Here is a 12,510-nt window from a genome sequence, read left to right on the forward strand (position 1 = left end):
TAGCAAACCAGACATGACCAATGCCAGTGCTCCTGGAGCGGCACTATTCACAAGTCCTCTAATAACGGTTCGGTTCATTGCATCGCCTATCGAATGAAAGGAACAGAGCAGCAGGAAGCGAACGATGGGCAAGATTATTTAGCAGGTTAAGTCTCGCACGGAGGGTCGATTGGTGCACTCAAACGGAACAGGTGGGGAAGCGTGCCCGACGTCAACGCCAATTCCCCATCGACGACAATTACAATTCCCCATCGAGGGGCCGCTGCGTAGCAGCCGGCTTACCAAGTTTTTAGGAGCGTGGACTTGGGATTTCGGTCGGGTCCTTACGTGAGGCAACGGTGTGCCCGCGGTCGGATACCGGATGAGGGAAAAACCGACCCGACGACAATTACAATTCCCCATCGCCAGGGCGCGGCGGAGCCGCTGGCTTACCTGTTCTTCCCTGACATCGCCATAGACACGGGTGGTAAAAGCAGACCCGACGACAATTACAAATGGACACCCGCTGCTGCTGCGCCCTTGGCGCTGGCCCCTGTGGGAACCGCGCTAGCGGTTTCCAGCCGCAGGCCGAGGGAGGCGGGTTTCCCGTGGAATGGGGGGCGGGGCCCGTGGGAAACCGCGCCCTTTGCGGTTTTCCATGGGAGGGGACCCGCCTTCCATGGGAAATCCGCGCCCGAGCAGGGACCGGCGCCGGGGGGGGTCTGGGGGGGTCAGGCTGTTGCGGATTCCTCAGGCTGGGGCATCCGCGCCTTGGCCGCGTCGGCCCGGTAGCTGGTGCCGTTCAGTTCCAGGATCACGCAGTGGTGGATGATTCGGTCGATGGCCGCGGCCGTCGTCATGGGGTCCTTGAATATCCGGTCCCACTGGGAAAACACCAGGTTCGAGGTGATGATCACGGTCCGCCGCTCATAGCGCTCAGCCAGGAGGGTGAACAGAACCTCGGTCTCGTCTCGGGTCTGCTGGATATAGCCGATGTCGTCAATGATGATCGCGTCGAATGCGTCCAACCGGCGCATCTCGCGCTCCAGGCCCAGGCCCTGCTTGGCGATCAGCAGGCGCTGGACCAGGGCGTAGGCTGGCGTGAAATACACCTTGTAGCCCCGCTGGATCAATTCCGCGCCCAGGGCGCAGACGAGGTGCGTCTTGCCCCGGCCCGGGAGGCCAAAGGCCAGCAGGTTCTCGCCCCGGTCGACGAACCCGCCTTCGATCAGGGTCGCCATCTGTCGGCGGACCTTCGCGGGCAGGAGGTCCTGCTTGAGGGTTGCCAGGGTCTTTCCGACCGGGAGCTTGGCGGCCTTGAGCACCCGTTCCAGACGCTTCTGGCGCCGCTGCTCCAGTTCCAGTTCCATCAGGTGGTGCAGGAACCGGTCGAAAGCCCAGCCCTCCTTCTCAGCCCGTTTCCCGGCTTCTCCGTAGGTTGCCGCCACCCCGGTCAGGTTGAGTTCCCGCAGCATGTCCCCCAGTTGCCGACGCGCTTCCTTGCTCATACCGCTTCCTCCAGCCGCTCCGTCAACAACGCGTCAAACCCGCCCAGGTCCACCACCAGGGGCGGCAGGTCCGGAATCTCGGTGGGTCTGCCCAGCCCCATCAGGTCCTGCACGCGCGCCGGTTCCGGGATGATGCCCTCTGCCATCAGCAGCACCAGGGCCGCCTCGACATCGCATTCCATTTCCTCGGCGGCCAGATTGAGGTTGCGCAGGTAGGCGACCTCACCCCGGCGCTCACCCAGGCCCTTCTGCAGGGCCTCCAGGACCTGATGCCAAACCGGGCCTGGGAACAGGTCCGCCCGATGCCGGTAATGGGCAAAGGCGCCCGGCTTCTTGAGCATCGCCTTGACCACGTGGCGGTAGTCGATGCGAGTCCGATACTCCCCCAGCAGCCTGGGGATCACCAGCAACCGCCGGTCCGCGAACCAGACTTCCAGGGTCATCTCGTAGAGCCGCACCCGCACCCACTTGCCCAGCAGCTTCGGGGGCACCGAGTAGGTGTTCCGCTTCACCAGCAGCGTGCTTTCCTCGCTTACCTTGATCCGCCATTCGTCGAACTCGGCGAACGCCTCCACACGCAGGGGCCGCATGGCGGCCAGTTCTTCGGGAACCCGCTTGCGGCGGGCGTTCGCCATTACGCAGACCCCCTGGGCCCAGGCTTCCCACGCCTCCACCGAGGGGAAATCCCGGTGGCCGCGCAGCAGCAGGTGCTGGTGCAGGCGCCGCTTGAGGGCATTGTTCGAGGCTTCCACGTCGCCGTTCTGCTCAGACTTGCCCACGCTGATGGTCCGCACCTGGACATCGTAGTGCCCGGTCATCATGTCCCAGTAGTCGTCGTTATAGGCCCGGGGTTTCCGGCTGCGGGTCCTGTGAATCGTGGACTTCTCCTCTCCCGACCCCGTGATCTCCACCTCGACCGCAGCGCTGGCGGCGATCTTATGGGTCGCGGAAGTGGAGTTGTCGGTCTGGCTGAACAGTGGGATCCGGCCCAGCTGGGCCAGGGCCGCCGGGATCCCCCGCCGCAGGGCCAGCATGGACTCCGACTGGCACACGGTGATCCAGCCCCAGTTGGAGTAGGGCAGCACTACATGGCAGAGCATGTGGGGGAACGGCTCGCCATGGATCGTCACGTTCAGCTCCGTTGCCCAGGTGAAATCCGTCTGCATGGCTTCGCCCGGCACGTGGTCCTGGGGAAAGAACACCTCCTTGTCGGGGCCGAACTGGGCCTGCCAGACCTGGATCCGCCGCTGGAAGGTCCGGAGTTGGCCCTCCTGGTAGACCCCTGGCCGCTGGCGCATCAGGTGCTCGAACAGGCCCTTGGCCTCCAATTCCGGGGCCTCGGCTAGGCGGCCCGCAACCTCCGGCCAGTCCGCCGCGAACGGATCCGCCCGGGTCTGCCAGGCCCGTTCCGTCGGCATCTCCGAAGGAAACTGCTTGGCCCGTATGTAACTCCGCGCCGTCTTACGGTCCATATTGGCCATCATCGCCGCCCTGCCGACCTGGCCATGCTTCGCCATTTCCTCGTTCAAACGCCTCACCTGCTGATCCGTGACCCGACCCATGGCACCGCCTTCCCCAAGGCCAGGTGGCTATGGGGTACCGTGCCGACATCTGAGTCCCCATGGCTATCCCGGAATGGGCAAGCCGATGGGGAAGTGTAATTGTCCGCAGTGGGGACTACTCAGTGTCGTCGGGCAGAAGCGCCCAGAAGGACCCCAGAGGCGCCCCGGAGACCCAGGCAGGGCGAACTCCCACCTGGGTCCGAGGAGGCATGGGAGATACTTAGACAGCTGCGGCAGAGCCGCTGGGAGGGTCCACAAGGAGTCCCAGCTTCCTCCCCATCGAGTCCTGTGCCCGGCGCTTGTTCTCCAAGGACTGCTCCACGTAGATCATGGTCGTGGTGATGCTGAGGTGCCCGAGCATGCCTTGAATCTCAGTGATGGGCGTACCGAACTCAGCATGGAGGGAGGCAAAGGTCGCCCGCAGTCGATGGGCACTGACGCGACCCAACCCCAGCTTGCCAGCTGCCCGCGCCAGGGGTTTGCGGAGGAAGGCGGGGCGATGCGGGGCACCATCATCTGCGGGGAACACCCAGGGACTCAGGGTCCTCAGCATCTGGTTGATGGACTCCCACAACCACTGAGGGACCGGGAGAGTGCGGGAGGTCTTGGTCTTGGACTTCCCCACGCAGTAAGTCCGCTGGACCGGGTCGAACCACTCCCAGCGCATGCCCAGTACTTCGGATTCCCGAAGACCCAGACCGATGATGACCCGGATCATGACCGGGACATGGGGATTCCGGCTTCGATCAATCTCCGCGAGGTAGTCAGGCAGGGCGGAGGCAGGGACCGTAGGGCGTGGTTTCCGGTGGACCTTAATCTGACTGAACTGGAAGGGGCGTGCCTCCATGTATCCCAGCTTAATGGCGAACCCCCACAGGAGGCGCACGGTGCGGACCATGAGGTTGGCGGTTACCGGAGACCTCCCAGCGTCCAGAATCTCCTGGCGGGCATCCAGCATGTCCTGAGTGTTGACCATGTCGATGCGCCGATCCCCCAGCGAGGGCAACACCCAGAGGCGCATGCAGCCTTCCACGCTGACGAGGTGCTTGCTGCTGAAGACCGTGCGGTGGACCTCCAACCACTGCGCTAGTGTAGGCCGCCAGAAATACCTGTAACGCCAATACAGCTCGTCGCATCCAAGCGGCAGGTGAGAACTTTGGCGCAAGTGGGGCGAGTTGATCTAACTGTGGAGCAATTCAGACGCCTTGAGGAAATGGCGCGGAGCCGGACCTTGCCTGCGCGCAGCGTCCTGCGGGCCAAGATTGTTCTTCATCGAGCTTCTGGCGAGTCCTTTCGTGACATCGGCCAGGCTTTGGGCTGTGATCATCGGACTGCTTGGCAATGCCTCAAGCGATGGGAGGAAGCGGGCTTCGATGGCCTCGAGAGGGAACGCCCAGGTCGAGGCCGGAAGTCTTGGGTGATTGCTTTGAAGGGGCAAGAGGTGCTCCATAAGACGACGCAGGAACAGCCCGTCAATGCCACGCACTGGAGCCGGGCCTCCATGGCGCAGGCCACCGGGGTGAGCGAGAGCACGGTGGGACGCATTTGGCGTCAGAATGGCCTCAAGCCGCACCGCACCGTTGGTTTCAAGTTAAGCAACGATCCTCATTTCGAAGAGAAGTTGGTGGACATCGTGGCCCTGTATCTGGACCCTCCGGAGCATGCCATCGTGCTGAGCGTAGATGAGAAGAGCCAGATTCAGGCCCTGGACCGGACTCAGCCTGGCCTACCGATGAAGAAGGGTCGCTGCGGCACCATGACGCACGACTACAAGCGCAATGGAACGACCACCCTCTTTGCGGCCATGAACACGCTGGATGGTACGGTGATCTCGGCCACGATGCCACGTCATCGCCATGAGGAGTGGCTGAAGTTCCTCAAGCGGCTTGAGCGGGGTAAGTCGAAGCGACTCGCTCTGCACATCATTTGCGACAACTACGCCACCCACAAACATCCGGCGGTCAAAAGCTGGTTGAAAGGCCATTCGAGGGTCCACGTTCACTTCACCCCCACCAGTTCATCGTGGTTGAACATGGTGGAGCGATTTTTCCGGGACATCACGGAGAACCGCATCCGAAGGGGTATTTTCAGATCCGTCCCGGAACTCGAAGCAGCGATCCACACCTATATCGCGAGACACAATGCCGCTCCGAAACCATTTGTTTGGACCGCGTCCGCGAACGATATCCTCGCCAAGGTGACACGAGCACGGCAGGCCCTCGCGGCCATTCGGACGGCCTCTGCCAAGGGTTGACGGCGAACCTGCCTTTTTCTTTTCCTCGGTATCCTCGGCCTCCTCGGCGCCTCGGCGATGGTTTTCTCAAGTATCAGTCGGCGCAAAGATTACATGCGCCGAAGCACCCGTCGAAAAGCCCATCGCCGAGGCGCCGAGGAGGCCGAGGATACCGAGGAAAGAATTCTGGCCTGAACGTCCCGGCGTGATTGAGCGCACTCCTGACCCGAAGGAGGAAGTCATGGGTCGGCATTGGGGCGAAGATTGGGGCGACAACTATCCCCATCGAGATATCACCGAAGCCATCATCCTCGCTGCCATCAGGGTGCAGATAGTTCTGGGGCCTGGACTCCTGGAAAATGCCTACAAGGCTTGCCTCGCCCATGAACTCAGGTTGGCCGGACACGAGGCCCTACGCGAGGTTCACCTCGACATCACCTACAAGGAATTGTGCGTCGAGAATGCCTACATCATGGATATCGTGGTGGACCACAAGGTGGTCGTCGAGGCGAAGGCCATTGCGAAGTTTTCGGATGCCGACTTCGCCCAACTGAATAGTTGCCTCCACTTTGCAAATTTCGAAGTGGGCCTGCTGATCAATTTTCATAACTGGCCCCTCAAGGACGGGGGCACCAAGCGACTCGTCAACACCAAGCCCTGAACTGGACCCGAGGCGAAGGGGGGGGACAAGGTGTTACCTGTTCTTCTGGCGGCCTACACTAGGAGTTCACGCACCGTGGGCATGCGGTGGAACAGCCCCCGCATAGAGAGGGCAACCTCCCGCCGCTTGTCCGCGAGGATCTTCTCGGCAGTCGCATGGTCCGTGACGTGGGTGCTGCCCCGCACGACCTTCCCGTTGACCTTGAAGCAGTAGTGCCAGAACCGACCGACTCGCCCGAGTCCGTTCCTGAATTTCGCCATGACCTTCTCCCTGGTTAGGGCGAAGGGCAGTTCCAAGGGGTTTATGCGTCCCACCCAGGGGTCCCAGGAACCGGTCCGGTTATCACCGGGTTATCAGTCGAGGGGCAGATAGACCGCAAAGCACCGTCGGGGCGTGGCGCAGCCTGGTAGCGCATCTGCTTTGGGAGCAGAGGGTCGTAGGTTCGAATCCTATCGCCCCGACCAAATGGAATCAGATAGATAGAGCCACCGATTGGTGGCTCTTTTGCTTTGATCGTCGCCAATGCAACCTTTGTGCAACCTGACGGCTTTGCAACCCCAGACGGTGACATCAGAGATCGCCATGGTCAGGATGTCACTCTTGGGATCGGGTTCGGTGGCCCCACAGGGATTCGAACGATAGAGTCCCAGGGAGTGGTGTAAGAGCCGGGTAGGCAGACAGGTGGCCACCGTTCCCCGTATGTTTGTTTTTGCCGAACGAACATAGGAGCGGAAAACGATGGCCAGAGACAGTGTGGAGGGCCTCGTGGCCCTGGGCAAGGTTTTGGAGGAAGGCAGCGGGGATTTCCTGCGCCAGCTGGTGATGACGACCTTGGAGCGGATCATGGACAGCGACGTCACGGCGCTTTGCCAGGCCGAGGCCGGCCTGCGGAAAGAATTACCTTGAAGTACGAATGCCCTGAATCCCGAATCAGGCGCGTGCTTTTCGAAGCCGTCTTCATGCGGGATCAGACGCGCAAGACCGTCTACCAAGTCGGATTGGATACGACTGAAGGACGAGCAAAGGACGATCTCAAGGTCTTTGAGGCTCTGCTCTCGTCCTGGAAGATGGTCCCGGTGGACTGAGGAAGGGAACAAAGTGCAATGCACCGTTGCACCCATTCACTTGCGCTAGCTCATCGCGCATCTGGAGCGGACGAACTCTCCCCATTCGATTTATCGAATTCCATTTCTCGCACCAATGGTGCAAGTAACGGCTGGGTACCAGGTTCCGCGCTCAAGACGGAAGAAGCTCAATCCTCCGATTCATAGGGATTGGCCCTCAGGTCGATGGCGGTCTCAGAAACCAGGAAGATATCCCGCTCAACCTGGTGGAAGTTGTCGACGATCCTGGGGTAGTCATCCGCAAAGGCTTGTCCCCTGCAGTGGTCGATTGGCCGACAGGAAGCGGTCCCGGAAAAGGGCGTAGTCAAGCTTCTGAAGCCTCACCATGGCCCCAAGGTCGGCCTGATCGTTTGCGTTGAACCGCTTGAGCTTGGTGACGCAAGCATCCGTGATGTCCATGACCTCGACTTCGAAGCAGCGGAGCGCGGAGGAGATCTCCGGCAATGGGTGATAGGCCACGGCATTGGGCATGAAAAGGATCCCGCTGGGAACAATATCCAGATAGAGGCCGTGCCGATTGGCCAGACCGGTCCCCTTTCCGCCGAGATTGAGCAACTCCGCTTTGACGGTTCGATGGATCAGGGCGCTTTCGAGCACATCCCCGTCCTTGGTGCCGCGGATGTAATGGGCCTGGATCATGAGGGCCACCGAACCCAGGATCCGAAGCCCGACCTTCGGGGCCTCGGCCGGCCTTTGGCTGGCGTAGAGGCGGTCAAGGTCTTGAAGGAATGTCTCAAACGGTGTCATTGGGATTCCGGATTTCGTTGAGGTCCAAGCCGGCCTTCAGGGCGTCGTGGAAGTCCTGGAGCTGGAGGTTGGAGACGACGCCCCAGCGCCGGCTGACGGGGTCGGCGGCAGCCCACAGGTTGCTGACGGTCTTCCAGGACTGAGCCTTCCCTCCCAGCACATCCAGGTGGGAGAGAGCCTCCTCCCAACCCGGACCGGATGCGTGGCCCGGCCCGACGGCCTCGAGGGCGCTGGACCACCCTTCGGTCAGGGGTACCCGGACGGCCAGGAAGTTCCTGAGGGCGGTTTCCGCTTGGCGAAGCGGCCTTGCATCGTAGCTGGTGAGATTGCTTGCACATGCGCCAAGGGCCTCGGCCACGTTCTCCAGGGCCCACCCAAGCCGGTTCTGGAGGCCATAGTCAACGAACCTGGCCCAGAGCCGCTTCAGGTCGACCTTGTCGTGGTTCCGGGCGAGGACCGGGGCGATGGCCGTGATCTGGCGCGGATTCCGGCCATCCAGGAGGACTTCCCGCAGGGTGGTTTCGACGTCCTGGTTGAGGGTGCTGGGCAGAACCCGGGGATCCTGGGAAAGGTGGTCGGCCCCCTGCTGGGCGAGGGCACGCTGGAATTCGGCTTCCGGATCCCGCTTGGCCAGATCGAAGGCCTGGGGCACCTCGTTGAAGATCTTGAGGACTTCCAGGAGCTGTTCAGCGGTAAGGGAGCCTTCCCCTTTCTCCACATAGGAAAGCCAAGCCTGGGAAACACCGAGCTGCCGGGCGAGGAAGGCCTGGGACATGCTGCGATGCTTTCGCAATTCACGAAGCTTTTGGCCGATATGCCTTCTAAGTTCATGTTTCCAGGTCGCTTCGATCACTTTAATGATTACTCCATCAAGATACTTATAATTTTATTCCTTCTTCCTTTTTTGTCAATGCTTGTGTCGGCTTAAACGGGTCGAACAGCGCCATTCCTTCCTGACTGGATGGGCAGGGGGCCCACCGTTTCAAGCGGAGGCCTCGCTACCCTCTCCGTGGGGATCTGCCGATGGACCGTTCACCTTCTCCCCGAGCCTGGGTTTGCGCCCATCCAGGGCCGCGGCGATCCAATCCGAGGTCGCCTGGCTTGCCTCCGCCAGGATTCCCCCGGCTGCGCTCAGCCGCGTGTAGACCCCTGCGACCCCCGCGACCTTGTGCCCCAGCAGGGCATCGAAGACCTGGGGCGGGTATCCGAGTTCCGCGCAGACCGTGTTGAACGTCCTTCGCAGGTCGTGAATGACGGCGTCGGGGACGAAGACTTTCCTTCGCCCTACCTTCTCCACCTTCCCCAGGCTCGCGTCCTCGGTGACGTTTTCCCAGACTCGCTTGATGGAATTCAAGGGCCCGTCGGTCGGAACGTGCTTCACCTTGCGCGTCCCATCCTCCTGAAGTTCCGTGACCCGCTTGAAATACCCGGGAAAGACGTAGTGCGAGATTCGCACTTCCGCCCGGGCCTTCAGGATGGCCAGGAGATGGGAGTTGATGGGCAGGACCTTGGCTCCGGCCTTCCGGCTGGTTTTGTGGACCCGGAAGGTCATGGTGTTCCGGTTGAAATCGATATCCAGCCAGCGCAGACCCAGCGCTTCATTCATCCGAAGTCCTGACAGGGCCAGGAAGCGGATGGGATCGGGATCCAGGCGTGTTCCCTCCAGGGCATGCAGGGCCGCACCCAGGGACTCCAGTTCCTTTCCGGAAAGGACGCGGTCCCGGGATTCCTCGGAGTGGCGTTCGAGGTGGGTCACCGGGTTGGTGCCCATGGCACGCCATCCCTTCCGCTCGGCGATGTTGAGCAGGCGTCGAAGGAGGGTCACGCAGCGGTTCGCGGTGACTTCGTACCCTTCCTTCATGATCTTTCGGTAGAAGGACTCCACGTCCGCCAGGGTGAGGTCCCTCACCAGGCGCCGACCCAGTTCCGGGAGGATCCGGTTCAGCAGGGATTCGTATCTGGCCTGGGAGTGCGGGCGGAGCTTCGATTTGTAGTCCTCGCGCCAGCAGCCCACGAGTTCCTCCAGGTCCCGGGCCTCGTCAGTGGTCCAGCATGAGGCGCTGCCGATGGTGGCCTGGATCTTCCGCTTGTCGCGGGTGAACTGGAAGACGTAGCTCTTGGCTCCGTTGGGCGTGACCCGGAGGCCGAAACCCTTCACTTCGATGTCCCACACGCGGATGACGGTGGGGCCCGGCTTTAGCCGCTCTACAAAGGAATCTGAAAGTCGTTTCCGCATCGGTGCTCCTGGGTGTCATGGATGAAAACCGGAACACCTTCGTGACACCCCGGCGGGCGATGCGGGGGAGTCATCGTGCGGATGGGATCACTCGGAAAACCAGTCCCTGCGCGGTATTGCGAGGGATCACGACCAGAGGGCCATCCTGAAAAATAGTCGGAGGCCAAATTTGGGAGCAGAGGGTCGTAGGTTAGAATCCTATCGCCCCGACCAAAAAGAAGGCCTTGGAACCAAACGATTCCAAGGCCTTCTTCTTTGCACTCATAGCAACCAGTCCTTACCGCCTGCCAGGATCGTCATCACACCATCATCACAATTTCAAACGGTTCACACCTGTAATGGATGTAATGAAACGCCAGGCTTGGCCCACTAGAGCAATCACTTCGTGCGGTCGCCACCATGAAGACGAGCATTGGCACGCCAAAGTAGTTACTTCATTACAACGTACCATCAAAAAAACCGACCGCGGCACGACCTGTGCCAGTAGGACTGGGGTTTGGGCGATGTACTTGTAAAATGAAGACTTCACGATTGCAAGATCGTCCATAGAGCTTGGCCCCCATCGGCACCATCCGGTCCTTGCCGCCCTTGCCGTCCCGGACGTGGATCACCTGTTGCGAGGCACCTTTCGCAAGGGAGAAGGATCCTGGAATAAGGGTCGGGGTTCCCAGGTTCCCACAGCCGGCGCTGGCTTCCTTGGACGTCACCAGCGATGGACTTGTGGACCGTCTTCACGTCCTGATTCCACCTCCGGCGTTTGCCGAGTTCCCAGCATCGGCAGGAGCCGCTCGGCCAGGGATCGAAGCGGGCCCCGCAGAGGGTGCAAAATGGCTTTTTCATGGTGCCTTGCAATCGCACCGTCCCATACCGCATGAGGACATGAATCGCATTGCGGGTGATCCTGGCGCGTGAAATAAACGACTAGTGTGTCATCAAATAATCATTATTTTGCAATGCCAACGGAACTGCCTATATTCAACCTGCCGCACGCCTGCTGTAGGTGGGCGATCCTTTCAGTCCGTGAACCCATGCAGAGGAGAATGTGATGACCCAAAGCCCACGATTTTCGTTCCTTTCTGGCCTCAATCGCACATCCGTGCGCGTCGGGCTGGCCATGGCCTTGGCGGCCGGCCTTGGGGTTTATACCTCGGCATCGGACCATGACGGCGGGGAAAGGGAGGAGAGTCTTGTCAGGCGCGGCTTCGCCATGGTTCCGAAGGGCGTGACGCTCGATATGCGGGGCCGCAACCATGCCCTGGTCGGCCTGGGCAGCTACATCGTGAACACCGGTGGCTGCATCGACTGCCATACGCATCCCACGTATATGCCCGGCGGCAACCCCTTCGCCGGCCAGCCAGAGGTCGTGAACAGCGCGCAGTACCTGTCGGGAGGTCAGCAGTTCGGGCCATTCACCTCGGCCAACCTGACGCCGGACAACACGGGGCGCCCGGCCGGCTTGAGCCTCAGCGAATTCGTGAACCTGATGCGAACCGGCGTCGATCCGGATTGGACCCCGGCGTCGAATCGGCCGAAGCTTCTTCAAGTCATGCCGTGGCCGGCCTTCGGCAAGAAGTCCGATCGCGATCTGGCTGCGATCTACGAGTACTTGAGCGCGATTCCGTCGCTGCCCAACAACCCGAACCCGGGTCCCTGAGCGCGCGAGGGACCTGGATGCCCGCGTCGCGGTAGGCCTGTTCAAACCGTTGGCCCCTACGGCGGGACCATGGCGTTTGAAGGCGCGAGGCGCGTCCCGCCCAGATCATTGGGCCTGGGCAGCCTGGCGGCGCCCAGGACCTCCCGCAGATCCCGCGCCGGATGAGCGTAGGGGAGAGTGACTGCACCCATGCAGGGGCCCTTGACGGAAGGGCCGGACCCAGGCCGGAATCCTCCCCGGCGCCCTGCCCCATCACCCCCGGTCGGCCTCGCTCCGGAGGGCGTCCCTCAGGCGGTCCAGGAGGCCCAGGAGCGCGGCGCGCTCCCCGGCGTCGAAGACCCGGGCCACCTCCCGCACGGCCTGGGCCTCCACGGCCCCCACCCGTTCGGTGAGGGCCCGGCCTTCGTCCGTGATGGAGACCCGCACCCCGCGCCGGTCCCCGGGGTCCTCCCGGCGCCGGACCAGGCCCTGGGCCTCCAGGCGGATCGCCAGGCGCGACACGTCCGCGAACCGGTAGAGCATCCGGCGCCGGATGTCCTGCACAAGGTAGCCGCCCTCGGGTCCGCCCCGGAGGATCCGCAGGAGGTTGTACTGGGGGTCCGAAAGCTGGAACTCCGCGAAGACCCGGTTCTCCAGGAACCGGCCCAGGAACTCCCGGGTGAGGAGCACGGCGAGGATCACGTCCTCCCCCTCGGCCGGGGGACGGGACATCCGCAACTCCTCCCGCAGGTCCATGGGCGCCTCCGGGGAGCAGTGTAGCAAAAAATTCCAAAATACGGGTTGCAACTCATGAGTTTCAACTCATA

At 61.9% G+C, this 12,510-nt stretch carries 13 protein-coding genes and 1 tRNA gene; 5 read left to right on the top strand and 9 right to left on the bottom strand.

Features of this window, described 5'->3' with window-relative positions:
- Positions 1 to 710: 710 nt before the first annotated feature.
- The 3 genes from istB to ACZ5MC_RS20290 all read right to left on the bottom strand — a co-directional run bounded on the left by istB (position 711) and on the right by ACZ5MC_RS20290 (position 4,070).
- Complete coding sequence (gene istB / locus ACZ5MC_RS20280) at positions 711 to 1,487, bottom strand: IS21-like element helper ATPase IstB (RefSeq protein ID WP_306599781.1); 777 nt, start codon at positions 1,485 to 1,487, stop codon at positions 711 to 713.
- On the bottom strand, positions 1,484 to 2,905 hold the full coding sequence (locus ACZ5MC_RS20285; protein WP_464515978.1) for a Mu transposase domain-containing protein: 1,422 nt from the start codon (positions 2,903 to 2,905) through the stop codon (positions 1,484 to 1,486). The genes istB and ACZ5MC_RS20285 overlap by 4 nt, the downstream gene beginning before the upstream one ends.
- A gap of 364 nt (positions 2,906 to 3,269) precedes the next feature.
- The gene (locus ACZ5MC_RS20290) at positions 3,270 to 4,070 is read right to left on the bottom strand and encodes a tyrosine-type recombinase/integrase (RefSeq protein WP_464516644.1); all 801 of its coding nucleotides are present in this window, start codon (positions 4,068 to 4,070) and stop codon (positions 3,270 to 3,272) included.
- Between the two features lie 192 nt (positions 4,071 to 4,262).
- Here ACZ5MC_RS20290 and ACZ5MC_RS20295 point away from each other — a divergent pair, with 192 nt between their 5' ends.
- Positions 4,263 to 5,303: an IS630 family transposase gene (locus tag ACZ5MC_RS20295; protein ID WP_464516645.1), complete on the top strand. Its 1,041-nt coding sequence runs from the start codon at positions 4,263 to 4,265 to the stop codon at positions 5,301 to 5,303.
- A 220-nt stretch (positions 5,304 to 5,523) separates the two neighbouring features.
- Positions 5,524 to 5,943 (top strand): GxxExxY protein, encoded by a 420-nt coding sequence (locus ACZ5MC_RS20300; RefSeq protein WP_306600097.1) that lies wholly within the window; start codon positions 5,524 to 5,526, stop codon positions 5,941 to 5,943.
- A gap of 53 nt (positions 5,944 to 5,996) precedes the next feature.
- On the opposite strand, the gene ACZ5MC_RS20305 is transcribed toward ACZ5MC_RS20300, so the two are convergent.
- Positions 5,997 to 6,203 (bottom strand): hypothetical protein, encoded by a 207-nt coding sequence (locus ACZ5MC_RS20305; RefSeq protein WP_464516646.1) that lies wholly within the window; start codon positions 6,201 to 6,203, stop codon positions 5,997 to 5,999.
- Positions 6,204 to 6,330: 127 nt separating this feature from the next.
- Between ACZ5MC_RS20305 and ACZ5MC_RS20310 the strand changes: the two genes are divergently transcribed.
- Together ACZ5MC_RS20310 and ACZ5MC_RS20315 are read left to right on the top strand one after the other, a co-directional pair.
- A tRNA-Pro gene (locus ACZ5MC_RS20310) sits at positions 6,331 to 6,407 on the top strand.
- A 274-nt stretch (positions 6,408 to 6,681) separates the two neighbouring features.
- Positions 6,682 to 6,849, top strand: coding sequence for a hypothetical protein (locus ACZ5MC_RS20315; protein WP_464516647.1), 168 nt, complete (start codon positions 6,682 to 6,684; stop codon positions 6,847 to 6,849).
- A 452-nt stretch (positions 6,850 to 7,301) separates the two neighbouring features.
- Here the strand turns inward: ACZ5MC_RS20315 and ACZ5MC_RS20320 are convergent, their stop codons facing one another.
- From ACZ5MC_RS20320 to ACZ5MC_RS20330, 3 genes are all read right to left on the bottom strand, one after another.
- A complete protein-coding gene (locus ACZ5MC_RS20320) occupies positions 7,302 to 7,814 on the bottom strand; it encodes a DUF6036 family nucleotidyltransferase (protein ID WP_464516648.1) in 513 nt (170 codons plus the stop codon).
- On the bottom strand, positions 7,801 to 8,667 hold the full coding sequence (locus tag ACZ5MC_RS20325; protein WP_464516649.1) for a helix-turn-helix domain-containing protein: 867 nt from the start codon (positions 8,665 to 8,667) through the stop codon (positions 7,801 to 7,803). The genes ACZ5MC_RS20320 and ACZ5MC_RS20325 overlap by 14 nt, the downstream gene beginning before the upstream one ends.
- Positions 8,668 to 8,796: 129 nt before the next feature.
- Positions 8,797 to 10,050: a site-specific integrase gene (locus tag ACZ5MC_RS20330; protein WP_306597716.1), complete on the bottom strand. Its 1,254-nt coding sequence runs from the start codon at positions 10,048 to 10,050 to the stop codon at positions 8,797 to 8,799.
- A 1,045-nt stretch (positions 10,051 to 11,095) separates the two neighbouring features.
- Here ACZ5MC_RS20330 and ACZ5MC_RS20335 point away from each other — a divergent pair.
- A complete protein-coding gene (locus ACZ5MC_RS20335; protein WP_464516650.1) occupies positions 11,096 to 11,704 on the top strand; it encodes a cytochrome C in 609 nt (202 codons plus the stop codon).
- Between the two features lie 56 nt (positions 11,705 to 11,760).
- Here the strand turns inward: ACZ5MC_RS20335 and ACZ5MC_RS20340 are convergent, their stop codons facing one another.
- Positions 11,761 to 11,895 carry a hypothetical protein gene (locus ACZ5MC_RS20340; RefSeq protein WP_306597718.1) on the bottom strand — a complete coding sequence of 45 codons (135 nt, stop codon included), beginning with the start codon at positions 11,893 to 11,895 and terminating at the stop codon, positions 11,761 to 11,763.
- Positions 11,896 to 11,956: 61 nt separating this feature from the next.
- A complete protein-coding gene (locus tag ACZ5MC_RS20345) occupies positions 11,957 to 12,415 on the bottom strand; it encodes a MarR family winged helix-turn-helix transcriptional regulator (RefSeq protein ID WP_306597719.1) in 459 nt (152 codons plus the stop codon).
- Between the last annotated feature and the right edge of the window lie 95 nt (positions 12,416 to 12,510).

The sequence above is a fragment of the Mesoterricola sp. JemC181 genome (assembly GCF_055384585.1).